The following is a 25,279-nucleotide window of genomic DNA, read 5'->3' as shown; positions in this document are numbered from 1 at the left end:
CCCAATGAAGGAACGATCGGAATGAAAATGACCAAGGCCCTGCTGGCCTCCTGCCTGTTTATGGCGGCTCCCCTGATGGCTGCCGATTACGATGTCGATGCAGCGCACACCACAGTCCAGTTCAAGGTGGGCCACCTCGGCTTCTCCGAACTGGTCGGCCGGTTCAACACCTTCAGTGGCACCTTCAGCATGGACGACGCCAACCCGGCGGCGGCCAAGGCGAGCTTCGAAATCGATGCCGCCAGCGTGGATTCCAACCACGAGGCCCGCGACAAGCACCTGCGCAGCCCCGACTTCCTGGACGTGAAGCAGTACCCCAAGATGACCTTCGTCAGCACCGGCTATGAAGGCACCAAGGACAAAGGCGTACTCAAGGGCACCCTGACCCTGCACGGCGTCTCCAAGGACGTGGCCTTCGACCTGGTCCACATCGGCGAAGGCAAGGATCCCTGGGGCGGCTACCGCAGCGGCTTCAACGCCACCACCACCATCAAGCGCAGCGAGTTCGGCGTGAACTACATGGTGCCGAACATCCCTGACGAGATGACCATCAACCTGTTCGTTGAAGGCGTGCGCAAGTAATGGGCGCAGCACTCCTGCTTCAAACCCTGGCGGCTCCTTTAGGGGCCGCTTTGCTGTCGTGGCGCTGGCCGCGGCTGGGCTATCTGTGGGGCGCCCTGGGGATCTGGCTGGTGGGTTGCCTGCTGGGCGGCGCCTATGGCCTGCCGGTCAAGGCGTGGCAGTGGCTGCCGCTGACCCTGCTGGTGCCCGCCCTGACCCAGGGTTCCAACAAGGGGATCGCCCTCGCGCTGTTCGGGGGGCTGGGCGCCCTGGTGTGGTGGCAGGGGCTGGCCTCCGTGCTGGCGAGCGAGCCCGGGATCTGGCTGGCCCTGCTACCCGCCATCCTCTGGTCTGGCTGGACGAGCTGGCGCGGTGACAGCGAGGAGGGGCTCGGCTTCGCCCTGGCCTTCATCTGGCTGGCGCTGGTCATCGGCATCGATGGCAGCCTGCTCATCGCCCAGCTGACGGGGGCCCTGGCCGCGTTTGCCGGATTCCGTGCTCTGCTCGGCGCCTTTGCAGGGGTCAAGGTTACCCCGGCCGCCCTGGGGCTGGCACTCGCCTTCGTGCAGATGCTCGCCTGGCAGTACGTGGAAGTGCCCCTGCTGGTGCTGCTGCCGGTCTGGTTGTTGCCGCTGCTGGAACGAGTCCTGCACGGGCGCCCGGGACTCTCTCGCTGGGGGGTCTTGATCCTGGTGGCGGCCGTCGGTGCCGGAGTGAGTCTGTGGTGGGTATGGCCAGAGGCGTCACTTTACTGATTTCTGCATGAAAAACAGGCTATTACCTTAGAAATTGATGGGCTTGTCAAAGTCTGGACAGATAAAGATTGAGACCCATGGTGCTTTCGGATAAAAAGGATTTTCAATTATCTGGATACACACAGAACCCGGCTATGCCGGGTTCTGTTTGCCTGCTTTCCCGCGGCACGCTAAGGAGGCCACAGTTGCGCAGTCAGGGATCTGAGCATCTGTTTTTTCGCCATTTCACCGAACAGGGATGTCTTGGGGATCTCTGCATCCTGCTGGTGACCCACCTGCTTCCCGACAGACCCGACTTCATCCAGGTGCTCGATCGGGTGGGCCGGGTCGGTGCCATCCTGCCCAAACCCAAGTCCGTGCATGGACCGACGCTGGCCTGGGCTCAGCAGCACTACCCCGTGCTGCCCCTCAATCGCCACTGGACCTCGGATCCCGGTGAGGTGATCGCCCAGATTGCCCCCCTGGTGATGTCCCACGAGCGGCTCATCATCCTCGACATCGGCGGCTACTTCGCCAAGAGCCAGGCGGTACTGGCCGAGCACTTTGGCGCCCGCTTCATCGGGGTGGTGGAGATGACCGAGAACGGCCATCAGCGCTACGAACAGGAGTCCCTGGCGGCCCCCGTCATCTCGGTGGCCCGCAGCCCCCTCAAGCAGGCGGAAGATATCCAGATCGGCCTGAGCGTGGTCTACTCCGCGGAGTCCCTCGCGCGTACCCTGAGGCGTACCTTCAATGTCTGCCAGGCCGCCCTGTTCGGCTATGGCAAGGTGGGGCGCAGCATAGCCCGGGAACTGCGCTGTCGCAACCTGCATCTGGAGCTGGTGGAGACGGATGCCCTGCGCCAGGTGGAAGCGCTCTCCCACGGCTTCAAGCTGGTGAACAAGGCCGAGGCCCTGGGCCGCGCCGAGCTGGTGATCTGCTCCACCGGCAACGGCTCCCTCGATATATCCGATCTGCAGGCCCTGCGCCCCGGCGCCATGCTGGCCTCGGTCACCTCCGCCGATGACGAATTCGCCTTCAGCCTCGCCCAGCTGCCCTGGCCGAGCGAGGAGGTGTGTCCCCATGTGCTGGCCCTGACCCGGCCGGACGGCAGCACCATCTTTTTGCTCAACCGGGGGGAGGCGGTCAACTTCGTCCACGGCGCCGTCATCGGCGAATATGTCTACCTGGTGCTGGCGGAGATCATCGAAGGGGTGCACCAACTGGCCCATCAGGCATCCACCCCGGGCCTTCACGAACTGCCCCAGGCCACCATGCAGCGCATCGCTCGCCACTGGTTGACCGATTTTCACGGAGTCACCCCATGACAGACACCCATTTGCCCCTCGCGAAACCGCGCATCGAAATCCGTTACTGCACCCTCTGCCGCTGGATGCTGCGGGCCGCCTGGCTCGCCCAGGAGCTGCTCTCCACCTTCGACGGCGAACTGGGCGAGGTGGCCCTGGTGCCCGCCAGCAAGGGGGAGTTTCGCATCCTGGTGGACGGGGTGCTGGTGTGGGACAGGGTGGCCGACGAGGGCTTCCCCGAGGCCAAGGAGATCAAGCAGCGGGTGCGGGATGTCATCGCCCCGGAGCGGGATCTCGGCCATGCGGATCGCAAACCCGCAACCGAGTAGGCGGCATCACCCATGATGTGAAAGAGGGAGGCGCAGGCCTCCCTCTTTCGTTGCAGCGCCGGTCAACGGTCGCCAGAGGTGGCCAGCGCTTCCCCGGCGGGGAGGCCGATATAGCGGGCCCGCTTGTGGGGCTTGATGCGGCTCACGTCCACCCACACCAGGCCGTCGATGCAGTGGTTGAAGTCCGGATCGATGCCAAAGTCCATGAACTGCACCCCCCCCGGCTCGCACAGCTCGGCGTACTGCTTGTAGAGGGTGGGAATGGCGCAGCCCAGGTTGTCGAGCCCGGCCTTGAGCACCTTGAGGTCGTCCCCGTAATCGCGCCCCTCGAACAGCGTCGGCGTGGCGGGATAGGGGCGGCGGGAAGGGGCGAGGGCAAGGGTGGGGGCGAAGTGCTGGCGATAGAAGCTCACCAGCAGATCCTTGGCCGCCGGCGGCAGGCTGCCGGAGAGGGTGACGGGCCCGAACAGGTAGCGGTATTGGGGATAGCGGGCCAGATAGGCCCCGATGCCGAACCAGAGGTAATCGAGCCCCCGCTTGCCCCAGTAGGCGGGCTGGATGAAGCTGCGGCCAAGCTCGATGGCCTGTTCCAGTCGGGGCAGCAGCTTCTCTTCGAAGCCGAACAGGGTGTGGCTGTAGAGGCCATCCAGCCCCTTGCTGGCCAGCCGTTCGGCCACCGGGGCGAAACGGTAGGCGCCGATGATGTCGAGGCGGGCGGGATCCCAGAGGATGAGGTGGTGATAATCATCGTCGAAGGCATCGAGATCCCGCCGCTTGCCCGAGCCTTCCCCCACCGCCCGAAAGGCGATCTCCCGCAGGCGCCCCAGCTCGCGCAGGATCACCGAGTGGCTCTGCTCGTGGCGACGATAGAGCAGGATGCGCTGGCCGTCCGGGGTCTGGCCGAGCAGCTCGCACCCGTCGATGGCCTGTTTCAGCAGGCGGCGATCCTCCGGCAGGGCGATGGGGGCCTCGGTCTGCAACCGTCCCGCCTTGCCCCGAGCGATTCGGTAGAGGTGGCCGCGCACCAGCCGGGCCGCCGTCTTGGCCGGCAGGTCCTGAAAACTGGCGAGGGGAATGCGCGCCCCTATGGTCACAGGCAGCGTCTGCCCCTGCTGGCGAAACAGCTGGCGTACCAGCAGCAGGGCGGAGGCGGGCTTGTTGAGCCAGGAGGCGAGATAGAACCAGAGGCTGTTGCGCCCTCCCAGGTGAATGGGCACCAGGGGCGTTCGGGTGCGTTGGGCCAGCTTGATGAAGCCGGCCTGCCAGGGGCCATCCTTCACCCCCTTGGGGCCGAGGCGGGAGACCTCGCCTGCGGGGAAGATAACCAGGGCCCCGTCGGCGGCGAGGTGTTCATTCATGGCGAGGATGGCCTGCCTGTCGGTCTTGCCCCCCAGGTTGTCCACCGGCAATAGCAATGGGCGCAGCGGCGCGAGCTGGGCCAGCACCTGGTTGGCCACTATCTTGACGTCGGGGCGAATGCGCCCGATGAGGCGCAGCAGGGCCAGCCCGTCCAGGGAGCCGATGGGGTGGTTGGCGACAAGAATGACCCGGCCGCTGGCGGGAATGTGCTCGAGCTCGGCCTCGCTCACCCGGTAGTCGAAGTGGAGCTCGGTGAGGGCCTGCTCGACGAAGTCCAGACCGCGCAGGTGGGGATGGCGCGCGGCAAAGCGGGTGAAGGCCTCCTCGTGCAGCAACCAGCTCAGCCCCAGCCTCATCAGGGGACGGAGGAGGGGCTGGCTGGCGAGGCGGGGCAGGTGTTGCCCCAACAGGGTATCGACGTCGAACATGGGCAAGGCTCCGCTGAACTTTGCCCCAGCTTGACGCTCCTGCGTGCCTTTCGTGTGTCGGTTGGGTGACGGTTTGATGACGGGGCGAGCCCCGTCCTTGCCCCCTTACTCTGCCCGCCAGGCAGAGGTGAGGCGCACCAGCGCCACCAGGGTGGCGACCGCTTTTTCCATGGATTGCAGGGGGATGAACTCGTGCTTGCCGTGGAAGTTGTGGCCACCGGTGAACAGGTTCGGACAGGGCAGCCCCATGAAGGAGAGCCGGGCGCCGTCGGTGCCGCCGCGAATGGGTTTGATCTTGGGCACCACGTCGGCGGCCTCCATGGCGGCCTTGGCCAGCTCGACGATGTGGGGATGGGGCGCTATCTGGCTGTGCATGTTGCGGTAGTTGTCCACTATTTCCAGGGTGATGCGCGCCTTGGGTGCGTCCAGCTGAAGGGAGGCGACCCGCTCCTTGAGCTGGGCCTTGCGGGCGGCGAAGCAGTCATCGTCGAAGTCGCGGATGAGGTAGTGCAGGGTGGTCTCCTCCACCGTGCCCTCCATCCGGGCCAGGTGGAAGAAGCCCTCATACCCCTGGGTGCACTCCGGGGTCTGCTCGGCGGGCATGGCGGCATGGAAGCGGGCGGCCAGGGTCTGGCTGTTGATCATGCTGCCCTTGGCGGTGCCGGGGTGGACGTTGTTGCCTGTGATGCGCACCGTGGCGCTGGCGGCGTTGAAGTTCTCGCATTCGAGCTCGCCGAGCTCGCCGCCATCCACCGTGTAGGCCCACTTGGCCGGGAAGCGCTCCAGCGGGAAGCGGTCGGCACCGCGCCCTATCTCCTCGTCCGGGGTAAAGCCGACCCAGACATCGCCACGGGGGATCTCGGGGTGAGCCTGCAGGTATTCCACGGCGGTGAGGATCTCGGCGATGCCCGCCTTGTCGTCGGCCCCCAGCAGAGTAGTGCCGTCGGTGGTGATGAGATCCTGCCCCAGGTAGTTTTTCAGGAAGCGGTACTGGCGGATGGCCAGCACCTCGTCTCCCTTGCCAAGGCATATATCGCCCCCCTGATAGTTCTCGACTATCTGGGGAACGACGCATTCGGCCTCGTAATCGGCGGTGTCCATGTGGGCGATGAGCCCGATGGCGGGGGCATCCGGCTGGTTGCCCGGCAGGCAGGCGGTGAGGTAGCCATGCTCGTCCAGGGTGACCTTGCTCAGCCCCATCTGCGTCATTTCGTCGTGCAGGGCCCGGGCGAAGAGGCGCTGTCCCTCGCTGCTGGGGCAGGCAGGATTGGTCGCATCGGAACGGGTATGAAAGGTGAGGTAGTGGAGAAAGCGCGAAAGCAGGGTGTTCATGGGCAAGCCTCGGGTCACGAAAGAGGAGTCATTGTGGCCAAGACGGCGGCGCCGCTTATTGCGTCAGCGCAGTTTTTGATGACTTTATGGGGGAGAGGAGGGCCATCGAAGGGGAGGGGCAGGGATCATTGCTCGGCAGTTTGCATAAAAATTCCAAAATAAAAACTGGTTAAGCAATTGCGAAAAAGCTGAATTTCCCCTCGGCCCAGCGCTGGCAAGGGGTGACCCAAAAAGCGTGACTTGTTGGTTATTTTCATCGCCTCGCCCACGCACTCTCATCCCCCGCCATCCCAGAGCCCGCCTTGCTGGCAGCGAGATTTTGCCCCCCGATGAAAACCCGTTTTTTAACACGATTTTTTATTGTCACTGGCTGCGGTAAGTGTGTACACTCCGCGCCGATCCAAGGGCAACCCTGCGCAGGCCGTGTCCGCCAGACCCGCAGGATCATGACGCCTATAGGGCGAGGCACGCAGAAACGACAGACACTGCTGGGGAATGGTTTCTTTAATACCGGTTAGGCTCCGGTATCAGGGAGAACAACGGACTCTCATCTTTCAGCTGACCGAGTGGGCTTCGGGCTCATCATCTCCCTTGTCATGGGCGGTCACTGGCGTTGAGCGGGTCGTAGTGGTTGTCGTCCATCAACACGATGCGTGCTGACGTCTTCCCTTCTCTTCCTTGAAACCCTCTCCTGTCCGTCGGGATGGCTGCCGAATGATGAACAAACGGCGTGGCTGATGCCGATTGTCATCAAAGTACCGCGGTACGCCGGCAAGGTGTTACCGCATACCGTTGAGCTTGATGTAAAGCCACCAGCCCCACATCAAGACTCGTTACTTCCCAAGATCCACCAGGCAGCCTTGGCTTGCCGCGATGTGCAATGAACAGGATGTGGCGGAGCATGCTCCGTTGCGGGTCCAACGTCAGCAGGCCGCTCTGGCTTGCCGCATTTTGCAATCAATGGTCTGGATGTGATTGAGGGTAACGAAGGCGGCCCACGGCCGCTCATTTGCGAGGCATAGCCCATGACTAACTGGTCCAGCAAAGACTCCTTGAAGGTCTACAACGTTCCCTACTGGGGTGCGGGTTTTTTCAATATCAATGACGCCGGTCATGTGACCGTCTCTCCCGACAAGTCTCGCCCCGAGGCTCAGATCGTGCTGTCCGAGGCCATCGAGCAACTGCGCCAGTCCGGGCTGACCACGCCGGTGTTGCTGCGTTTCCCCGACATCCTCAAGAGCCGGGTCGATGCGCTGTTCAACGCCTTCGGTCAGGCCATCGAAAAGTCAGGCTATGAAGGGGATTACCTGTGCGTTTACCCGATCAAGGTAAACCAGCAGCGCCGCGTCATCGAGACCATCAGTCAGTCCTACAGCGACAAGCCGAGGCTTGGGCTGGAAGCGGGCTCCAAGCCCGAGTTGCTGGCCGTGCTGTCCCATCATCATGAGCAAGGGTCCGTGATCGTCTGCAACGGTTACAAGGACCGCGAATACATCCGCCACGCCCTCCTGGGCAACCTGATGGGCCACAAGGTCTACATCGTGGTGGAGAAGCCCTCCGAGCTGGAAATGGTGCTCGACGAGTCTGCTCGTCTCAACATCAAGCCCAACATCGGGGTGCGCGCCCGTCTGGCATCCACCGGCTCCGGCATGTGGGAATCGAGCGGCGGTTCCATGTCCAAGTTCGGTCTCTCCGCCTCCCAGATCCTGGCGCTGGTGGAGCGTCTGCGCAGCCTCGGCAAGCTGGACTGCCTGCAACTGCTGCACTTCCATCTGGGCTCCCAGATCGCCAACATCCGCGACATCCAGGGCGGTATTCGCGAGTGCGGCCGCTTCTACGCCGAGCTGTGCCGTCTTGGCGCCAAGGTCGAGGTGGTGGACGTGGGCGGCGGCCTGGGTGTGGACTACGAGGGCACCCGTTCCCAGAGCCACTGCTCCGCGAACTACAGCCTCTCCGAGTACGCCAACAACGTGGTCTGGGGCATCGGCGATGTCTGCCGCGAGTTCGACCTGCCGCACCCGACCATCATCAGCGAGTCCGGCCGTGCCCTGACTGCACACCACGCCGTGCTGGTCACCAACATCATTGGTGCCGAAGGGGTGGAGGTGAACGACATCAGCGCCCCGGACGAAGACGCGCCCACCATCTTGCAGAACATGTGGAAAGGCTGGCTGGACCTGCGCGGGGAAGATCCCTCCCTGCTGGAGATCTTCCACGACTCGGTGGCGGATCTCGGTGACGTCAACGCCCAGTACACCATGGGCCTCTTGAACCTGGAGCAGCGCGCCTGGGCCGAGATGCTGCACCAGAACACCTGTCTGGCGCTCAAGGAGCTGCTCAACCCGGTCAACCGCAACCACCGCGCCCTGGCCGACGAGCTCTCCGAGAAACTGGCGGACAAGTGCTTTGCCAACTTCTCCCTGTTCCAGTCCCTGCCGGATGCCTGGGGTATCGGTCAGGTGTTCCCGGTGATGCCGCTGGCCGGTCTTGATCGTCCGCTCACCCGCCGCGGCATCCTGATGGACATCACCTGTGACTCCGACGGTCAGGTGGAGCACTACGTCGACGGTCTGGGGGTGGAAAGCACCCTGCCGATGCCGGTCTACGGGGAGCACGAAGAGTGCCATGTCGGCTTCTTCCTGGTGGGTGCCTATCAGGAGATCCTGGGGGATCTGCACAACCTGTTCGGTGACACCCACTGCGCGGAAGTGTGGCTGGATGAAGAAGGCAAGATGGACATTCGCAACGTGGTGCGCGGCGACACCGTCGACCAGCTGCTGCGTTACGTCAACATCGACCCGTCCGTCATCCGCGAGAACTACCAGCGCATCGTCTCCCACCCGGCGCTGGACGACGAGACCCGCAAGGCCCTGCTCGACGAGCTGGAGCTGGGTCTGCAAGGCTACGCCTACCTGGAAGACGAATAAGCCAGCGGCTTGTTCCCCGTCGGTCAAATGACGGACATGATAAACGGCGCCTTCGGGCGCCGTTTTTGTTGTGCTGTTGCCTGACTGGGCCGGTTGGCGGGCTAGGTCACCCGGGCTGGGGGCATCCGGCCCCGGCCAGATCCGGCCACTGCCCGCTTCTGCCCGCCACCTCCCTTGATCCAGGTCAAGGGGGACTCGGGCCGCTTATTTTACGGTCAAGGGTGATGTTGGTGAATGACACATAAGGATGTGCGTATGGAACTCAAGAGGGACCCGAGATGCTATACCGACGTCTGTATCGACGGTAAGTGGTATCACTACGATCACTGCAGCACTCACGTTTATATGCTGATGGGGGGCGCCGCCCCCAGCCTGCAGCTTGCCCATGAACCCGGCAGTGAAGAGGAGCTGGTGGAGATGCTCCGCCAGCACCCCCAACGCTGACTGCCTGCGGGCCATCGGGGGTATCGCCCCGGCGGCCCGCCTTGCTCAGCCCGCCTTGCGGCCCAGGATCTTCTTGCCCATCTCCAGCAAGGCCGTTGCCGCCGCATAGGCCTCGTCTGACTTGCCTATCTCGTCCGCCACGTAGAGAAAGCCGGATCTGTACTTCTCCACCGCCTCGCGGGGAGTGGCCGCGTCGATGAAATCCTCTTCCACCTCGAACCCTTGCGCCAGCAGCGCCTCCTTCTCCGTGAGGAAGGTGGGGGAGGCCATGTCGATATAGGTATATTGCTGACGGTGGGAGGCGGGGACGCTGAAGAACTGGTATCTGGCCATGGATGTGGCTCCTTTGAACGGGTGATCTGCCATGGGGGGCGCTCGATGCGCCCGGCAAGATAAAGGAGCAAACGAGTCTTGCAGCAGACTACCTTGAGTCGTGAAGGGACGCAATCGGGCTGGTGATGACTCTGGCGACACGGGCGCAGCGCCCCACCTGCTTGTCAGGCAAGCACACCTTCCAGCACCCGTTGGGGAGTCTCGGGAGCGCAGTGGACAAGCAGTTGCTCCCCGGTCATGGGGCGTCCGAGCAGGTAGCCCTGCAAGGTGTCGCAGCCCAGCTCGGTCAGCAGGTCGCGCTGCTCCGGGGTTTCCACCCCCTCTGCCACGATGCGCATCTCCAGGGCCTGACCCAGGGCGATGATGGCGGCGATGATGGTGGCATCATCGCCCCCCCGCTCCAGGGTGGTGACAAAGCCCCGGTCAATCTTGAGCTCGTTGGCGGGGAAGCGCTTGAGGTAGAGCAGGCTGGAGTAGCCGGTGCCGAAGTCGTCGATGGAGATGCCAAGGCCGAGCTCGGCCAGACGGTTGAGGATGGCGAGGCTCTCCTCGGCCTTCTGCATGGCGGTGGATTCGGTGATCTCCAGGGTCAGGTGACGGGCCTCGAGCCGATGGCGGGCGAGGGCGCCCTGCACCTCCTCCAGCAGCCCGGGGCTGGCGAGCTGGATGGTGGAGAGATTGACCGCCACGCTCCAGTCGTGATGACCCGCCGCCCGCCAGGCGCTCATCTGTCGGCACGCCTCGTCGATGACCCAGTTGCCGATGGGGATGATGAGCCTGCTCTTCTCCGCCAGCGGCAGGAAGCTGGCCGGCGAGACGGCACCATGCTCCGGGTGCTGCCAGCGCAGCAGGGCCTCGGCGCCGACCACCTGGCCGCTGCGGGCACAGTATTTGGGCTGGTAGTGCAGGGCCAGCTCCCCCCGCTCCAGGGCGTGTTGCAACTCCTTGTGCAGCAGGAACTGCTGGTGGGCGTTGGCGTTCATGGCGCTGTCGAAGTAGTAGTAGTCGTTGCGCCCCTGCTCCTTGGCGTAATACATGGCGGCATCGGCGTTGAGGGTCAGCTCGTGCAGGCTGGTGCCATCCTGGGGATAGACGGCAATGCCGATGCTGGCGGTGATGTGCAGGCTGTGGTGCTCCCACTCATAGGGCTGGGCCAGGGTGGCCAGCAGCCGCTCGGCGAAGGCCGTGGTCTGGCTCACATCCCCCGGCGCCAGGGCCAGCACGAACTCGTCCCCGCCAAAGCGCGAGGCGGTGTCGCTGGCACCGAGCAGGCCGGTGATGCGCTGGGCCACCTCGGCCAGCAGCAGATCCCCGGTGTGGTGGCCGTGGGCATCGTTGATGATCTTGAAGCCGTCGAGATCGAGAAACAGCAGGGAGAAGCTGCGCTGGCTGTGCTGGCACTCCTGGATGCGCTGCTCCAGGCGGTCGGCAAACAGCAGCCGGTTCGGCAGCCGGGTCAGGCTGTCATGGAGCGCCAGCTTGAGCAGCTCGTCGTGGGCCTGATGCAGGGAGGTGGAGAGCCTGGCGGCGTGGGCATCCAGCATGGAGAGCACGAAGGCGATGGCGAACACCGCCAGGGTCACTATGATGACCACGGTTGCCAGCCACTGGGTATTGAGACCGGTGTAGAGGGCCCCGCACAGGCTCTCTGCGGGGAACTGGGCCGCCGCCATGCCGGTGTAGTGCATGCCGATGATGGCTGCCCCCATCACCAGGGAGGCGAAGGCCTTGCTGAAGAAGGCGCGGGGCGAGCTGTTGCGCAGGCGAAACGCTATCCAGAGTGCGGCACCCGAGGCGAATATCGCGATGAGGATGGAGAGGATGAAGAGCCCAGGGAGGTAGTGGATGCCGGGCGCTATTTTCATGGCCGCCATGCCGATGTAGTGCATGGTGGCAATGCCGGCCCCCATCAGCACGGCCCCGAACAGGATCTGGTGCCAGGGGAGCTGGGGACGACTCACCAGCCAGAGCGCAAAGGCCGAGGAGCCGATGGCCGCCACCAGGGAGAGACCGGTGAGGGTCAGATCGTATCCCAGCGCGATGGGCAGGTTGAAGGCGAGCATGCCGATAAAATGCATGGACCAGATGCCGAGCCCCATGGCGAAGGCTCCCCCCGCGAGCCAGAGCACCGCGGCCCGTCCCCGGCTCTGGCTCACTCGACTGGTCATGGTCAGCGCCGTGTAGGAGGCGAGCACCGCCACCAGGATGGAGAAGAACACCAGATCCTGGCTGTAATAACTGTCGAGCATGGGGTGGGTTGGGGTCACGTTCATTTACTCTGGGGTACATCAGGGCCTGAGCCTGGGCCGGGTCAGGGGAAATCGGGTGGCAGATTGTACACCAGGCGTCCCTGTCGTGAGCCAGAGATACGTACCAAAATGGCCCCCGGATCAGAGCAAAAACTCTGTCTTTTCTGGCATTGGCCGCCATCCTGTGACCGATAAACCGGCACGCCCCCATTTTATCCCGTCTGAACAACAAGATAGGGGGGCATGGGGCGCTTGCCACGGTGCTGGCATGGTGCGCCGGGCCCGTGGCGAAGGCGTGTGGTATGCGCACAAGGCGCCTGTGCGATAAAGGCGCGCAGCCGCTGTCGTCCTTTCACGATCGCCGCAGGCCAGGCGCTCAAGGAGTCAGCACAAGTCTGCATCCTCCGGGTCTTGGTTGACCCGGTACATCTGTTATCATCTTCCCCCTGTTTTCTTATCTCGTTGACTCTGCTGGAGAAACCATGTCTCGAACCCTCTATTTGCTGCGCCATGGCCAGACCCGTTACAACGCCGAATTGCGGTTGCAGGGGCGTTGCAACTCCGAGCTGACCCCCAGGGGCGAAGCCCAGGCCCTCGCCATGGGGGACCGTCTGGCCAAGCTCCTGACCGAGCCCACCGACTGGACGATCTACGCCAGCCCCCTCGGCCGGGCACGGCAGACGGCGGAGCGGGTGTGTCAGCAGCTTGGCTTGGACCAGGAGCGCATCATCTGGGACGAGCGGCTGGTGGAGCTAGGGATGGGGGAGTGGGAGGGTCGCCGGGTGCCCGAGCTGCTGGCGGCCCACCCCGAGCTGGATCTGGAGGAGCCGGACTGGTATCTGCAGGCCCCCCATGGCGAGAGTTTTGAGAGCATTCAGCGCCGGGCCCGGCAATGGCTTGAGGACGAGCACATTGCCGAGCAGGCCATCGTGGTTTCTCACGGTCTCTTTGGCGCCATGCTGCGCGGCGCCTATGTGGATCTGGACTACACCACCACCTGGCTGCAGGAGCTGCCGCAGGATGCCTTCTTCAAACTCAGGGGCGGTCGCATAGAACGGATTGCCTGCTGACCACACGAAGGCGGCCCGCAATGGGCTGCACTATATCGTCTGAAGTAAGGACCCATAAAAATCTGAAAGTGCAGAAATTTTGGTCACATTACCTTGCAGCTCAGTCAGTCGGGTCAGTTTCATGGCGGCTCTGAAACTGTTTGCATCCAGCTCTGTGAGAGGGTTAGCCAGTTCAATAGATGGTCCCAGCTCCAGCAACCAGTAAGGATTCACATTCCCCTCTGCCAGCGGTGTACCTGTCTGCTCTTCGGTCAGTTGTTCCCTTCGCAGCTTCCGGCATGTCAGCACAGGCCAGACACGGGTTACCTCACGCGTCAGGCCATCGGCCGCAAGGGTCGCTACGGCCAGATAGCTGATTTCGTTCATCAGCTGATCATCGTAACGAGTGGCAATGGTTTCGGCAGGGGTGTGATACCAGCGGGCAGAGCCATCACGAAATGCATCGAAGTAGCTCGCTGGGCGGCTGTTTTCCAGTGCGGTCGGAATGATCAGGGTGAGATCATGGTGGCGGACCTGCTGCATCCCCAGGGTGGCAATCCGGCTGGGCTCTTCCAGATAGAAGTGACCCGAGTGGATGGCTGGATAGCGGAACTCTTCCACCGATTTACCCAGCTTTTGCTCAAGGAAGGTTTGCAGCCAGCAAGAGCCGCTGTGATCCTCTGCTGGCAACAGGGCAAAGGCACCGATACCAATCCGGTCGATCTCCTCCTGATAGGGATTTTTCGTTCCGGGTTGCTGGCTCATAAAGCCCGGATAGAGCGCAAAAGCGCCAAAGGTGGGGCGGCTTGGTATCGGGTCATCCTGTTGCTGATAGAGCAGGGCATCGCGATAACGGTGCATCTGGTTGATAGCATCATCGGGCACCCTGTCTCTCGGGTCATCGAGAGTCCCATTATCGACCCGGTACTTGGCATCAAACAGCCAGATAAAGGTGTCGCCACTGCCAGTGGTGGCTTCGATCAGAATGTCCGGCTTTTGGGGAACCAGCAGGGAGTGAACCGGCTTGTTGGTCTTGTGAAATCTGGGTTCATGGGCCAGCTTGAGCCTTACACCGTCTGCTGCACGAAGGTACTCCCAGCAGTATTTCATCCCCTCGGCCAGCCGGGTATCCCAACCATCGCGGGTGAAGTTAAAGGCTGGTGTTTTCACCTCGGAAAAGCCGAGTGTCAGGATAATCCGGCGAACCTCGATCACGCACCAGAGCTCGTAGAGCTGATCCATGCTGCGCACGCCGGCCACGGCATCATTTCCCAACGCATCGAGATAGAGGCGCAGTTGCTGCCAGACCCGGTAAACCGTGCTATAGCCGCTCTTTTGCTGCAGTACCAGAGACTCACGTTGTAACACTGCCGCCGGCCCGATCTCCTGCATCAGGGGGTGAGCCAGCGCCTGATCCAGCGGTTTGCTCCACGCCTTGAGGCGGTCAAAAAATGCCCTGGACAGCAGGGTGCGATCGCCCTGTTGTGTCAGCTGTTGTAGCATCCTTCCGGTGCGCTCCAGCACAAATTTAATAAAGCGGTTTTCCGGGGTATCCGTGGTCAGTTGTTTATGTTCCACCCGGTATCTGCGTTCGATACCGTTATCCAGATCCTGGCGGATCTGTTCGGCTTGCTTCGGGCGTGGCGGGCGCTTCATTCTGGCGGCCAGCAGATATTCGGTCTTGCTTTGCAGCCTGCTGTGGGGCGCATTGATGATCTGGCGGGTCCCCCGCTCAAGTTCCTTGTGCAGGGCTTCGAAATGGGCAAGCCAGAGCAGAGGGAACGGTTCGGCCTTGCGCTGGCTGTGGCCCCCTTGCTGACTGGTCGCGCTGTTCAGGGTAAAACGCCAGTAGGGGTACTGCTCATCCAGCACCTGATGGATCAGGGGGACATCCCGGCGGATATCCAGCTTGACCGGATAGACCTCGAACCAGAGCGTCAGCTGAATGCGAGCAGCTTTTCCTGCAGCCGATTGCGGTTGATAAGAGAAGGGGAGTGCAAGTGTGCCTACTTCGTTGCCGGTATTGAATCCCCCCAGCAGCTCCTGCGATCCATGCCTGCTTTTGAAGCGAAACGACTCGCAGATCCGCTGCAGATGATGCTCCAGCCGCGGCGCATCACTCCCCTCGCTAACGCCGTTAAGAAACTCCCATTCGAATTCGTAAAAGCAGTTTTCAAACAGCAAAGGCGCGGGCAGAACCAAAGAGGTGAATACCTTGCCAACGGCCAGATCATGTGGTTTGCCTGCAACTTCAGCGCGGGTAATCGACAGAGGTTGTGAGAAACGCACAATAGGAGGCTCATCGCTGCCAGCGCTCGCCAGCAGGCCCGATTTATCACGCTCTTGTTGATGATGGGCGCGGGTGGCTTGTAACTGCTGACAACGTTCTCGAACCGTCTTCTCATTTGCGTAGATCCGTAAAATCCAGTCACGGCTCTGCAGAGTAAACAGGCACTCCATCACAACCCCCTTACGGCCAGAAGCTGGTAAAGCACTGCCGTGCCAGCCGCTCTTTCATCCAGGCCAGTTTCTTCTTGCTGCGGCAGGGGACGTGCGGCGGTTCTGCGGGGGTGGAATCTTCACCGGCGGCAGTCACCTTGCAGTTAAACAGGTCAGGGCGTGTGTTATCCCAGTGACTACCAAATTGTTCTGCCAACACCTTTTCCAGGTCAGTCAGCAGGTCGCTATCAGCAGCCTGATGGCTGCGCAACTTGTCGCTATCCCCCTCAATGCGCGGCAATACCTTGCACATCATAAAGTCATCCCAGATGGCGACCAGTTCTGCGGTATTGGCGGGGTGATGGGCCAGCAGGGCCAGCATCAGCTCGTTCAGGGCGCGATAGGCCAGTTCGAACGGGCTCTGTTGCAGCACCTCGTTGACTGCCTTCAGGAAGGTGACGCTCTCTTTACTGTATTGCTCCAGCTCGGGAACTTCAGTGATGGCCCGTCCGTCTGACCAGGTCGGATAACCCAGCCGTTTTGGCTGCAATGCCGATGCAAAGTAGGCATCGAAATCGTTGGGGAAGAACTCGTTAAAGTCGAAGGTGAGGGCCCTGTCGATCACCTTGCGGGAAAAGCCGTGGGTGGTCTCGTCCATATTGACGGTACCGGCCACCATCAGGTTGAAGGGGATAGCGATACCGTGCTGGCAGAAGCTGGCCCAGATCTGCTGATGTAGGGCAATATTCAGGTCCAGTCCCAGTTTTTCCGCCAGTTCGGTACGCGCGTTCTGATCCAGTTGCTGGCTAAGCGTATCTGCTTTGAGCAGGGGATCGCACTGGTAGACATAGCCGTAGTCCACCCCTTCATTGTCGTTAAATGCAGTCAGTTCGGGTGAGGTATACCAGTGGCGGGTCTCCAGTACCGATAGATAGTCGGCGAAATATTGTTCAACCGGCGCCAGGTTCATCTCGTCGAGGCAGAGCCAGAAGGGGGGGATATGGTCCAGTTGTTCCTGGCTCAGACCAATCTTGCCATCGGCTCTCACTTCGCCAATACGCTCGTAAATATGGATCCAGGCTTGGGTAATAAAATGCAGCACCGGCGTTGATACATACTCCTTTTTACCACTGATCCTGGAGATATAGCCCAGTAGATCAGAAGGCTCGTGCCAGTCTGGCCGTACAGGTACCAGGCAGTAATTTTTCTGGCCTGGATAGTCCTTGACCTGCTCACGAATAAAGCGGGTTTTCCCTGTGCCTGAAATACCTGCTAACAAGAGAAATGGTTTATATGAACTCAGGTTTAAAGCCTCGTTAGTGGCAAAATCATCATTATCTGATTTGAATTCTTCGCCACTAACATCGCATATTTTCCCAGTGTCATGAATCCATTTGTTAAAATATTGTATGACTTTATTTTTCCCTTTGTTTCTTCCCGTCTTTGCTTTCATGTAACCAATATGTGATGTATGGCAAAGAATAGTTTCTATAATTGTCCTGTCATTTCCACTACTATTGAAAACAGTATCGATATGGATGGGCTTATTCTGTATTAGCGCATCTATAGCAAGTTTGAATCTATCGAACGAGATATTTACAACATCAGGGCCGCGAGTAGCAGAAATTATTTTATCATTCTGGTTGATATCAATGATTTTTGTCGTTTTCTCGCTCGAAATATATTTCAGATTATTGCCTTTTAAGGCAATAATCTCATCTAAAATTTCGTCAAAGATGATGTCACTACTCATTAATTCACTCCATGAAATCAGCGATAGTTTTTGCTATACCATATGAGAATTTATATGGAACCCCATTACCAATTGTTTTGAACATTGCCGAAAGAGTCATTGTTGGAGGCAATTCAAACTCTTTTGGCAGTGACTGAATAGCCAGAGCCTCTGCTGCAGAAATCCGCCGAGGTAACCATGGGTGTAAATGCACTTCGTTATTGCCATAGGCCGCAGTAGGTGAATATCTCCAGCGATGTAGTCTTTTGTATGACTTTTTGGTGGTATCACCCTCTTCTATCACCATGAACTTGGCCAGACCTGCTCTGGGAGTAAAATAATGCTGACTATTAGGATGTTCATCCACATTATTCTCTTTAAACCACCAGCTTACGGTTAATTCCTCTGGTACTTCAGCTTTGCTGGGGGTTGAGTTGAATGGGGTTTGGGTTGGCCAAGGATAATTAAATGCCATCTTGTTAGGGTATGGCATATATCTCTCCCAAGAAAAGCTACTCATTGCTTCATCTACATGGTTTAAGGAACCAAACATGATGATGCGGTCTCTATCTTGGGGGGCGCCAAACTCAATTGAGTTTATTAGCCTCTCAGTAATAGCGTAACCAGTATCTTGAAGCTGTTTTTTTATTGATTCATAAAACTCACGGTGTTTTTTTGTACGCCACAAGCCTTTGACATTTTCGAAAACAAACCAATCTGGCTTGTTTTTAATAATCAAATCTACATATGACTTGGAAAGACGGCCATTCTCACCATCGTGACCTTTATTCTTTCCTGCAACCGAAAAGTCTGGGCATGGTGGACCACCAATAAAGCCAACAGTCTCTGACTTGCTTCTTGCACTACTTACCATTGTCTTAAGCTCTGAGCTTAAAGGACCATCGAGAAAGTCATCTATAGAGTTCAAAAAATGACCAAACTCAGGTTCCGGGATACCCATTTTCTTTCTGCTGTATTTGTATGCATTGAGAAAATCTTTGTTCAGTTCATTAACGAAAACGACATTAAATCCTGCTTTTTCAAAGCCGAGATCCAGAAAACCGGAGCCTGAAAAAAAAGAAAAAACAGAGTGGTTCATTGATTGATTCTCTTGGTAATGAATTTTTGAGCTGGATAGTCAGTAGTTATGAAGCTCTTTGAATGCATCGAAACTGTGTGATGTATATCCAATGACAGTACTAAAATCTCGTTGATTAACTGTGCGTTTATACAGTAAATGGTGCTGATTCACAAGCGAGGCGACATTGTGACAGATATCGTGAAGCCCCAAAAGCGTAGCGAGATGATGGCCGGTATTTGTAGCCGGGATACCCGTCCCGAGAAGCGGGTGCGCGCCATGTTGCATCATGCCGGGTTTCGCTATCGCTTGCACAATACCGCCTTGCCAGGCAAGCCGGATCTCTGGCTGGCGCGCTACCGTGCCGTGATCGAGGTGAATGGTTGTTTCTGGCATGGTCATGATTGTCATCTCTTCAAGCTGCCATCGAGCAGAACCGACTTCTGGCAAGCCAAGATCGCCAGTAATCGTGCGCGTGATGCCCGTCATCTGGCCGAGCTGGACAAATTGGGTATCCGCCGTCTGATCATCTGGGAGTGTGCCCTGAAAGGGCGTCTGCGCCATGATCCGGAACGACTGCTTCTGGTTATTAGCTGGTGGCTGACCAGCGGCATCAGTCATGGCGAGATTGCTGGTGGCCGTGAACTGCAGATCGCCATGGATCATTCCCGTCCATATAACTGACCGGATAGCACTCTCGGCCCAGCTTCCACCGCGTGTGAAAAGTAATTATTTTTTGTTGCCAAATCAGTAAGCTGTTGTCGCCTGTTACTCGTTTGAAAATCGCCCCGGTTTTCGGTAATAAAGCCCGGCAGTGACAACCACAGGGAGGTGGTGATGGATCCAATTTCTTATCTTTTTTCGGCTTATCTCAATCTGGTGCAGCAACAGGTGACGGATATCTATGGCACCGAGCTAAAAACGCTGGTAGTGCCCTATGAGGGAGAGCAGGTTCCCTTCTCTTTCCAGCTCTGGCAGATAAAACAGCAAAGTGTCTGCCGTCCCTACGAGCAAGATGTGCGGCGCTTCAGTCAGTGCACAGTCAAGGCGCAGGCACTGTTTGGCAAACTGTGCGATGACCTGACACGGCAAGACGACAGCAGTTGGCAGCTTCCCAAGTACCGCACCATGTACTGCTCGGCCGCCATCGGCTATCGCCCCATGATCGCGGAGATCGCCGATGCCCAGCAGAGCCCGGGTAAGCTCGCGGAGCGGGCCTGTAATCAGGCCATTCTGGCGGCCATGGGCAGTAATGACGAAACCCTGCTGGCCCAGCGTGACAAGACGTGTGCTGCCGTGCGTTAAGGTATTTCCCTAGTCAAAATAAGTGGTTAGAAACACCCATGTGCACCATGCCACAGTTTCTATTGAGGCGGGTGGGTATGATGGTGCGGCAATCACCATGACAGGGAGCAAGCATGATAAGTCATATCGACCATCTGGTATTGACGGTCAGCGACATAGAGCGGGCGGTGTCCTTTTACAGTCGCGCCTTCAAGATGGAGCCCATCACCTTCGGGGCCGGGCGCCGGGCCCTGCGCTTTGGCAACCAGAAGATCAATCTGCAGTTGCTGGGGGAGGAGCCGCGCAACCGGGCGCAGGTGGGGTCGGGGGATCTCTGCCTCATCACCCGCTGGCCCCTGGATCAGGTGATGGACCAGCTGGCGAGCCAGGGGGTCGAGATAGTGGAGGGGCCGGTGAGCAAAAGCGGTGCCTGCGGCCCCATCGAATCGGTCTATTGCCTGGATCCGGATCAGAACCTCATCGAGATCAGCCGCTATCGCTGAGCCCCTGGCACCCTGCGGTTTGTGTCACTGTTCCTTGGAGCGCCCCTTGCGCAGCAGAGGGATCACGGTGAGCACCATGCCGGTGAAGAGCAGCAGATAGCCCAGGGGCAGCAGGGCAAAGGGCTCGTGCAGGAAGCCCTGGTCATCGAGGGTGGAGCCCAGCAGGTTGAAGGCCACAAAGCAGCCGAGCCCGGCCAGGATCAGCAGGGCACCTATTTTCATCGTCATCTTGTTATCCTCGTCAGCGAGATGGAACGGATGGGAGATTTTCATGCCTGGGTGAAGAGAGTGTGAAGTCGCGCCAGACGCAAAACACAACGGCAGCCCGAGGGCTGCCGTTGTGTTGAGGGGGAAGCCCCGGGCCAGGGCGCTCAGCAGACCCCTTGCGCCAGCATGGCGTCGGCCACCTTGACGAAGCCGGCAATATTGGCGCCGCTTTCGTAGTTCACATGGTCATCATCCTGACCGTAACGGACACAGGTGGCGTGGATGCTGGTCATGATCCCCTTGAGGCGAGCGTCCACCTCCTCCCGGCTCCAGGAGAGGCGCTGGGCATTCTGGCTCATCTCGAGGCCCGAGGTGGCAACCCCGCCGGCGTTGGCCGCCTTGCCCGGGGCGAACAGCACCTTTGCTTCGTGGAAGAGGCGGATGGCGGCGGCGCTGGAGGGCATGTTGGCCCCCTCGGCCACCAGCTGCACGCCGTTGGCAATAAGCTGCGCCGCATCTTCGGCATCCAGCTCGTTCTGGGTGGCGCAGGGGAGGGCGACGTCGGTCGCCAGGTGCCAGGGGGTACGGCCGCTGAAGAACTCGAGCCCGAGCTCATGGGCGTAATCGGCGACCCGCTTGCGCTGCTCGTTTTTAAGCGCCATCAGGCGGGCCAGTTTCTCGGGGGTGAAGCCGTCCGGATCATAGACGGTGCCGCCGGAGTCGGAGGCGGTGATGACGCGGGCGCCGAGGGCCATCGCCTTCTCGATGGCGTATTGGGCCACGTTGCCCGAGCCCGACACCGAGACCCGCAGGCCATCGAGGGACTGGCCGCGATGGGCCAGCATGGCGTCGACAAAGTAGAGCAGGCCGTAGCCGGTGGCTTCCGGGCGGATGAGGCTGCCGCCAAAGGAGAGCCCCTTGCCGGTGAAGACGCACTCGGCGCTGTTGGTGAGCTTCTTCATCATGCCCGCCATGTAGCTCACCTCGCGCCCGCCCACCCCGATGTCGCCCGCCGGCACGTCGGTGTTGGCCCCCAGGTGACGATAGAGCTCCAGCATCAGGGCCTGGCAGAAGCGCATCACTTCTCCTTCGCTCTTGCCCTTGGGATCGAAATCGCTGCCCCCCTTGCCGCCGCCCATGGGCAGGGTGGTGAGGGCGTTCTTGAAGGTCTGCTCGAAGGCGAGGAATTTCAGCACCGAGAGATCCACCGAGGGGTGGAAGCGCATGCCGCCCTTGAAGGGGCCGATGGCGGAGCTGTGCTGCACCCGGTAGCCGCGGTTCACCTGCACCTGGCCCTGGTCATCCACCCAGCTCACCCGAAACTGCACCAGGCGCTCGGGTTCCACCAGTCGCTCCAGCAGGCCGTGTTGCAGGTAGCGGGGGTGGCGCTCCACATAGGGCCAGATGGAGGCGATCACCTCGCTCACGGCCTGGATAAACTCGGGCTGGTGAGGGTTGCGGCTGGCGACCTGGGCCAGGAAGGCCTCCTGGGAGAGGGAATGACTCATCTTTAACTCCTGTCGTGAATGATGAAAGTGGCGTCCTGCCAGAGAGGGGATCATGCCCGTCTTCAGGGTTCGCGGGGCTCAAGGGGCCCGTTGTTGCGCCCCGATGGGGGTGTCATTTCCCGTCGTCGGCGGGTCAGAGCAGATAATTCGCGATGACCAAAATCTTTTTATGCATTTTTGCTGGATAAATATCAAGCGTTAGATCATCTGGCTATCTGCCGAAGGCCGCACCCTATCTTCGGCGGCGGGGGCCCGGCCCATGAAGTGAGCACCATGAAGTGAAAAGAGGCGGGGAGTGCGCGGTGCAGCCCAATCAGGGCCGCGGCGTCACCGCACGCTGGATAATGGGGGGCCTGCTGCTGCATCAGGGGCAGCACCCCCTGTGAGCCAGCGGCCAGGGTGCGACGGGGCCGGGCGCGTGCGCGTGCAATGTGCTACTGTAGCGGCGTTTTTTGCCGAACATGCAGGGCGCAGGCCCTTATTTCATGGAGTTGTATGCAGACGAACCCGACCACAGCGCGGCTGATCCAGCCAGCCATTCTCAAGGCCCATCCGACCCAGGAGGTGACCCATGCTGTCCGATGAATCCATGCGCCTGAACAAATACATCAGCGAGAGCGGCATCTGCTCCCGTCGTGAGGCCGATCGTTTCATCGAGCAGGGCAACGTCTTCATCAACGGCAAGCGGGCCGGGGTGGGGGATCAGGTGTTTGCCGGGGATCTGGTCAAGGTCAACGGTCAGGTGATCGAGCCGCGGGAAGCCGACAGCCTGGTCTTCATCGCCCTCAACAAGCCGGTGGGTATCGTCAGCACCACGGAGGCGGGGGAGAAGGACAACATCGTCGACTTCGTCAACCACAGCACCCGCATCTTCCCCATAGGGCGCCTCGACAAGGACTCCCAGGGGCTTATCTTTCTCACCAACCACGGGGATCTGGTGAACAAGATCCTGCGGGCGGGCAACGATCACGAGAAAGAGTACCTGGTGACCGTGGACAAGCCGGTGACCGACGAGTTCGTCCGGGGCATGGCGGCCGGGGTGCCCATCCTCGGCACCGTCACCAAGAAGTGCAAGGTGAAGCGAGAGGCGCCCTTCGTGTTTCGCATCACCCTGGTGCAGGGGCTCAACCGCCAGATCCGCCGCATGTGCGAGCACTTCGGCTTCGAGGTGACCAAGCTCGAGCGCATCCGCATCATGAACGTCAGCCTCAAGGGGCTGCCGGTGGGGGAGTGGCGCGATCTCACCGACGACGAGCTGATCGAGCTGTTCAAGCTGATTGAGGACTCCTCCTCCGAGGCCAAACCGGCCAAGGGGGCTCAGGTTGCCAAGCCCAAGGCGGCTGCGGCCGGCACCCCGGCCCAGGGCAAGAAGCCGCGGCGCAGCGACGATCACGAGATTGGCGGGCGCCCCAATGTGCCGGGTCCCGAGGCGTTCGAGAAGAAGAGCCCCGCAGGCAAGGGCGGGGCGGGCAAAGGGGCTGCCAGCAAAGGGGGAGCAGGTAAAAGCGCGCCCGGCAAGGGGGGCAAACCCGCCCCGGGCAAACCGCGGCCAGGGCAGGGCGGGCGCCAGAAGAAGGGGCGCTGAGCGCCAGGCCTTCCCGCACCCTGATGCACAACACCGGCCAAGGCCGGTGTTGTGTTTTCTGGCCCCCAAGGCCAGTGCTCGCCGGATCAGGCAGGCTTGTGGCCTGCCGTCTGCACAGCCATGGCCTGCTCCGGGGGCAGGCCCATGGCCCTTGGGTAGTGGCGCGGGTTGAGACGCACCACCAGCAGGCTCATCAGGACCAGGGCACCGAGTTGCCACTGCCAGGCAGCGGCGAAGTCACCGCTTGCATGGTGCAGGCGGGCCGCCACCCAGGGGCCGGTAGCCGCCACCATGAAGCCGACCCCCTGCATCAGGGCGCAGAGGGCGCCCGCCCGGCGTGGGTCGGGCAGGTGATCCAGCGCAATCACCATGATGAGGGAGAAGCTCCCCCCAAGCCCGGCGCCGCACAACAAACACCAGAGCAGGGGGGCGGTCTGGGGAGCGAGCCAGAGGCCGCCAAAGCCCGCCAGCTGCATGGCGATGGCCAGCGCCATCCAGGGGCGGCGGTCCAGCCGACCGGCTGCCAGCAGGGGCAGGCCAAGGCCGCTCGCGGTCTGGGCCAGGGCGAGCCAGGCCACCAGCTCGCCCCCTTGCTGGGCGCTCCAGCCCGCCGCCATGTAGGCCGGGGCCAGCCAGGCCACGACGATGCCGTAGCCGCTGTTGATGATGCCAAAACAGGCGATGAGCAGCCAGGTGCGGGGCAGGGGGAGCAGCCGCTGCTCCCCGGTGGGGGCGGGCGTGCTGGCCGGGGTGGGCAGGGGCACCCGCCAGGCCAGCCAGCCGAGGGCCAGCAGCACCGGCAGGCCCCAGAGCGCCAGCGCCCGAGACCAGTCCAGATACTCGGCAAGGCGCGGGGTGAGCACGGCCCCGAGCGCCCCGCCCCCCATCATGCAGGCGGAGAAGATCCCCATCACCAGGGGCACCTTTTGGGCGAACCCCTCCTTGATGAGGCCGGGCAGCACCCCCTGTACCAGGGCTGAGCCCAGCCCGCACAGGGCGGCGCTGGCGATGAGCAGGGCGCCGCTCGCCAGATCGACGCGCAGGGCGCTGCCAAGGGCAAGCAGCAGCAGGGCCGTCCCGAGCAGGGGGCGCGGGCCCGTGCGACCCAGGAGCGCCGGGGTGAGCAGCACGCCGACCCCGATAAGCCAGAGGGGCAGCAGGGTGACCCAGGCCAGGGTATCCACCCCCAGGGCCAGCCTCGCGTCGATGCGAGGGGCCAGGGGGCCGATGGCGGTGAGGAAGGGGCGCAGGTTGAGGGCGATGAGGATCACCAGCACCAGCAAGGCGCCGCTGCCCGGGGGGAGGAGGCGCTTATGCATGGGGCAGGGGACCGTAGAGGGTTTCGGCCGCGATGGGGCTCGCCAGCTTGATGAGGGGCAGGGGCGGCGGGCACAGGGGCAGTCGCAGCGCCGCGTAGGCCGCGCGGCTGTCATAGCCGAAGGGGGCGGCATCGTCGTTGTCAAAGGCGTAGTAGACCGCCTGGATGCCGCTCATCACCAGGGCCGACAGGCACATGGGGCAGGGGTGCCCGCTGGCATAGACGATGGCCCCGGCCAGCGGCCCCTGGCGACTCCCTTCCCGCAGCGCTTCCAGCTCCGCGTGGCGGGTGGGGTCCCCCGCCTCCAGCATGCGGTTGACGGCGCTCGCCACCAGCCGGTTCTCCCTCACCAGCAGGGCGGCGAAGGGGCGCCCCCCTTGCTGGCGATGGGTCAGGGCCAGGTGCAGGGCCTGCTCCAGCCACTCCTGATGACTGGGGGCCGAGGCGGCGGTGAGGGAGTTGAGGAGGCGGGCACCGGACTGGGAAGGGGGTGGCATGGTCATATCCTGGCAAAAAGGGGGAGGACAGCAGCCTAGAGGGTCGCCGCATCATTTGGAAATTAAATGATAAAAT

At 61.2% G+C, this 25,279-nt stretch carries 22 protein-coding genes; 11 read left to right on the top strand and 11 right to left on the bottom strand.

What is annotated here, in order from left to right; genetic code table 11:
* Window positions 1-21: 21 nt before the first annotated feature.
* The 4 genes from BGO64_RS01625 to BGO64_RS01610 all read left to right on the top strand — a co-directional run bounded on the left by BGO64_RS01625 (window position 22) and on the right by BGO64_RS01610 (window position 2,931).
* Window positions 22-582: a YceI family protein gene (locus BGO64_RS01625; protein WP_010674176.1), complete on the top strand. Its 561-nt coding sequence runs from the start codon at window positions 22-24 to the stop codon at window positions 580-582.
* The gene (locus BGO64_RS01620; RefSeq protein ID WP_286700061.1) at window positions 582-1,316 is read left to right on the top strand and encodes a hypothetical protein; all 735 of its coding nucleotides are present in this window, start codon (window positions 582-584) and stop codon (window positions 1,314-1,316) included. The genes BGO64_RS01625 and BGO64_RS01620 overlap by 1 nt, the downstream gene beginning before the upstream one ends.
* Before the next feature lie 185 nt (window positions 1,317-1,501).
* Window positions 1,502-2,623 carry an adenosylhomocysteinase gene (locus BGO64_RS01615; protein WP_010674178.1) on the top strand — a complete coding sequence of 374 codons (1,122 nt, stop codon included), beginning with the start codon at window positions 1,502-1,504 and terminating at the stop codon, window positions 2,621-2,623.
* On the top strand, window positions 2,620-2,931 hold the full coding sequence (locus BGO64_RS01610) for an Rdx family protein (RefSeq protein ID WP_214002603.1): 312 nt from the start codon (window positions 2,620-2,622) through the stop codon (window positions 2,929-2,931). The genes BGO64_RS01615 and BGO64_RS01610 overlap by 4 nt, the downstream gene beginning before the upstream one ends.
* Before the next feature lie 62 nt (window positions 2,932-2,993).
* Here BGO64_RS01610 and olsF read toward each other — a convergent pair whose 3' ends face one another.
* Both olsF and pepT read right to left on the bottom strand, forming a co-directional pair.
* The gene (gene olsF / locus BGO64_RS01605) at window positions 2,994-4,718 is read right to left on the bottom strand and encodes a bifunctional ornithine lipid synthase OlsF (RefSeq protein WP_286700060.1); all 1,725 of its coding nucleotides are present in this window, start codon (window positions 4,716-4,718) and stop codon (window positions 2,994-2,996) included.
* Between the two features lie 105 nt (window positions 4,719-4,823).
* Window positions 4,824-6,050 (bottom strand): peptidase T, encoded by a 1,227-nt coding sequence (gene pepT / locus BGO64_RS01600; protein WP_286700059.1) that lies wholly within the window; start codon window positions 6,048-6,050, stop codon window positions 4,824-4,826.
* A gap of 1,025 nt (window positions 6,051-7,075) precedes the next feature.
* Between pepT and speA the strand changes: the two genes are divergently transcribed.
* Both speA and BGO64_RS01590 read left to right on the top strand, forming a co-directional pair.
* Window positions 7,076-8,977, top strand: a complete 1,902-nt coding sequence (gene speA / locus BGO64_RS01595; protein ID WP_029314286.1) for a biosynthetic arginine decarboxylase — start codon at window positions 7,076-7,078, stop codon at window positions 8,975-8,977.
* A 255-nt stretch (window positions 8,978-9,232) separates the two neighbouring features.
* A complete protein-coding gene (locus BGO64_RS01590) occupies window positions 9,233-9,421 on the top strand; it encodes a hypothetical protein (protein ID WP_010674183.1) in 189 nt (62 codons plus the stop codon).
* A gap of 45 nt (window positions 9,422-9,466) precedes the next feature.
* Here the strand turns inward: BGO64_RS01590 and BGO64_RS01585 are convergent, their stop codons facing one another.
* Together BGO64_RS01585 and BGO64_RS01580 are read right to left on the bottom strand one after the other, a co-directional pair.
* Window positions 9,467-9,754, bottom strand: a complete 288-nt coding sequence (locus tag BGO64_RS01585; protein ID WP_286700058.1) for a hypothetical protein — start codon at window positions 9,752-9,754, stop codon at window positions 9,467-9,469.
* Window positions 9,755-9,918: 164 nt separating this feature from the next.
* On the bottom strand, window positions 9,919-12,027 hold the full coding sequence (locus BGO64_RS01580; protein ID WP_231959388.1) for a putative bifunctional diguanylate cyclase/phosphodiesterase: 2,109 nt from the start codon (window positions 12,025-12,027) through the stop codon (window positions 9,919-9,921).
* Between the two features lie 458 nt (window positions 12,028-12,485).
* Here BGO64_RS01580 and BGO64_RS01575 point away from each other — a divergent pair, with 458 nt between their 5' ends.
* A complete protein-coding gene (locus BGO64_RS01575; protein WP_286700057.1) occupies window positions 12,486-13,073 on the top strand; it encodes a histidine phosphatase family protein in 588 nt (195 codons plus the stop codon).
* A gap of 30 nt (window positions 13,074-13,103) precedes the next feature.
* Here BGO64_RS01575 and BGO64_RS01570 read toward each other — a convergent pair whose 3' ends face one another.
* The 3 genes from BGO64_RS01570 to BGO64_RS01560 are packed head-to-tail and all read right to left on the bottom strand — an operon-like array spanning window position 13,104 to window position 18,322.
* Window positions 13,104-15,512 (bottom strand): DUF2357 domain-containing protein, encoded by a 2,409-nt coding sequence (locus BGO64_RS01570; protein ID WP_286700056.1) that lies wholly within the window; start codon window positions 15,510-15,512, stop codon window positions 13,104-13,106.
* Between the two features lie 10 nt (window positions 15,513-15,522).
* On the bottom strand, window positions 15,523-17,244 hold the full coding sequence (locus BGO64_RS01565; RefSeq protein WP_286700055.1) for an McrB family protein: 1,722 nt from the start codon (window positions 17,242-17,244) through the stop codon (window positions 15,523-15,525).
* A gap of 4 nt (window positions 17,245-17,248) precedes the next feature.
* On the bottom strand, window positions 17,249-18,322 hold the full coding sequence (locus BGO64_RS01560; RefSeq protein ID WP_076493702.1) for a DNA cytosine methyltransferase: 1,074 nt from the start codon (window positions 18,320-18,322) through the stop codon (window positions 17,249-17,251).
* A gap of 168 nt (window positions 18,323-18,490) precedes the next feature.
* On the opposite strand from BGO64_RS01560, the gene BGO64_RS01555 reads away from it, so the two are divergent.
* From BGO64_RS01555 to BGO64_RS01545, 3 genes are all read left to right on the top strand, one after another.
* Entirely contained in the window at window positions 18,491-18,985 is a 495-nt protein-coding gene (locus BGO64_RS01555; protein WP_202043942.1) for a very short patch repair endonuclease, read from the top strand.
* A gap of 153 nt (window positions 18,986-19,138) precedes the next feature.
* Window positions 19,139-19,606, top strand: coding sequence for a hypothetical protein (locus BGO64_RS01550; protein ID WP_202043941.1), 468 nt, complete (start codon window positions 19,139-19,141; stop codon window positions 19,604-19,606).
* A 113-nt stretch (window positions 19,607-19,719) separates the two neighbouring features.
* Window positions 19,720-20,088, top strand: a complete 369-nt coding sequence (locus BGO64_RS01545; protein ID WP_202043940.1) for a VOC family protein — start codon at window positions 19,720-19,722, stop codon at window positions 20,086-20,088.
* Window positions 20,089-20,112: 24 nt separating this feature from the next.
* Here the strand turns inward: BGO64_RS01545 and BGO64_RS01540 are convergent, their stop codons facing one another.
* Window positions 20,113-20,316 (bottom strand): DUF3955 domain-containing protein, encoded by a 204-nt coding sequence (locus BGO64_RS01540; protein WP_124245258.1) that lies wholly within the window; start codon window positions 20,314-20,316, stop codon window positions 20,113-20,115.
* A gap of 143 nt (window positions 20,317-20,459) precedes the next feature.
* Window positions 20,460-21,803, bottom strand: a complete 1,344-nt coding sequence (gene gdhA, locus BGO64_RS01535; RefSeq protein ID WP_202043939.1) for an NADP-specific glutamate dehydrogenase — start codon at window positions 21,801-21,803, stop codon at window positions 20,460-20,462.
* A gap of 571 nt (window positions 21,804-22,374) precedes the next feature.
* On the opposite strand from gdhA, the gene rluF reads away from it, so the two are divergent.
* Window positions 22,375-23,388 (top strand): 23S rRNA pseudouridine(2604) synthase RluF, encoded by a 1,014-nt coding sequence (rluF, locus tag BGO64_RS01530; protein ID WP_202043938.1) that lies wholly within the window; start codon window positions 22,375-22,377, stop codon window positions 23,386-23,388.
* 86 nt (window positions 23,389-23,474) lie between these two features.
* On the opposite strand, the gene BGO64_RS01525 is transcribed toward rluF, so the two are convergent.
* Window positions 23,475-24,707 (bottom strand): MFS transporter, encoded by a 1,233-nt coding sequence (locus BGO64_RS01525; protein ID WP_202043937.1) that lies wholly within the window; start codon window positions 24,705-24,707, stop codon window positions 23,475-23,477.
* On the bottom strand, window positions 24,700-25,209 hold the full coding sequence (locus tag BGO64_RS01520) for a nucleoside deaminase (protein WP_164883018.1): 510 nt from the start codon (window positions 25,207-25,209) through the stop codon (window positions 24,700-24,702). The genes BGO64_RS01525 and BGO64_RS01520 overlap by 8 nt, the downstream gene beginning before the upstream one ends.
* Window positions 25,210-25,279 lie beyond the last annotated feature (70 nt).

It is taken from the genome of Aeromonas sp. 62-46, assembly GCF_001898585.1.
In the GTDB taxonomy this organism is placed as follows: Bacteria; Pseudomonadota; Gammaproteobacteria; order Enterobacterales; family Aeromonadaceae; genus Aeromonas; species Aeromonas caviae.
The sequence above is the reverse complement of the archived record's forward strand: the minus strand, read 5'-3'. Positions and strand labels throughout refer to the sequence as shown.

Coding starts and splice junctions, on each gene's coding strand:
- BGO64_RS01625 (WP_010674176.1), top strand. CDS start 22: ATGAAAATGACCAAGGCCCTGCTGGCCTCCTGCCTGTTTATGGCGGCT.
- BGO64_RS01620 (WP_286700061.1), top strand. CDS start 582: ATGGGCGCAGCACTCCTGCTTCAAACCCTGGCGGCTCCTTTAGGGGCC.
- BGO64_RS01610 (WP_214002603.1), top strand. CDS start 2,620: ATGACAGACACCCATTTGCCCCTCGCGAAACCGCGCATCGAAATCCGT.
- olsF (WP_286700060.1), bottom strand. CDS start 4,718: ATGTTCGACGTCGATACCCTGTTGGGGCAACACCTGCCCCGCCTCGCC.
- pepT (WP_286700059.1), bottom strand. CDS start 6,050: ATGAACACCCTGCTTTCGCGCTTTCTCCACTACCTCACCTTTCATACC.
- speA (WP_029314286.1), top strand. CDS start 7,076: ATGACTAACTGGTCCAGCAAAGACTCCTTGAAGGTCTACAACGTTCCC.
- BGO64_RS01590 (WP_010674183.1), top strand. CDS start 9,233: ATGGAACTCAAGAGGGACCCGAGATGCTATACCGACGTCTGTATCGAC.
- BGO64_RS01585 (WP_286700058.1), bottom strand. CDS start 9,754: ATGGCCAGATACCAGTTCTTCAGCGTCCCCGCCTCCCACCGTCAGCAA.
- BGO64_RS01580 (WP_231959388.1), bottom strand. CDS start 12,027: ATGAACGTGACCCCAACCCACCCCATGCTCGACAGTTATTACAGCCAG.
- BGO64_RS01575 (WP_286700057.1), top strand. CDS start 12,486: ATGTCTCGAACCCTCTATTTGCTGCGCCATGGCCAGACCCGTTACAAC.
- BGO64_RS01570 (WP_286700056.1), bottom strand. CDS start 15,512: ATGGAGTGCCTGTTTACTCTGCAGAGCCGTGACTGGATTTTACGGATC.
- BGO64_RS01565 (WP_286700055.1), bottom strand. CDS start 17,244: ATGAGTAGTGACATCATCTTTGACGAAATTTTAGATGAGATTATTGCC.
- BGO64_RS01560 (WP_076493702.1), bottom strand. CDS start 18,322: ATGAACCACTCTGTTTTTTCTTTTTTTTCAGGCTCCGGTTTTCTGGAT.
- BGO64_RS01550 (WP_202043941.1), top strand. CDS start 19,139: ATGGATCCAATTTCTTATCTTTTTTCGGCTTATCTCAATCTGGTGCAG.
- BGO64_RS01545 (WP_202043940.1), top strand. CDS start 19,720: ATGATAAGTCATATCGACCATCTGGTATTGACGGTCAGCGACATAGAG.
- BGO64_RS01540 (WP_124245258.1), bottom strand. CDS start 20,316: ATGACGATGAAAATAGGTGCCCTGCTGATCCTGGCCGGGCTCGGCTGC.
- gdhA (WP_202043939.1), bottom strand. CDS start 21,803: ATGAGTCATTCCCTCTCCCAGGAGGCCTTCCTGGCCCAGGTCGCCAGC.
- rluF (WP_202043938.1), top strand. CDS start 22,375: ATGCTGTCCGATGAATCCATGCGCCTGAACAAATACATCAGCGAGAGC.
- BGO64_RS01525 (WP_202043937.1), bottom strand. CDS start 24,707: ATGCATAAGCGCCTCCTCCCCCCGGGCAGCGGCGCCTTGCTGGTGCTG.
- BGO64_RS01520 (WP_164883018.1), bottom strand. CDS start 25,209: ATGACCATGCCACCCCCTTCCCAGTCCGGTGCCCGCCTCCTCAACTCC.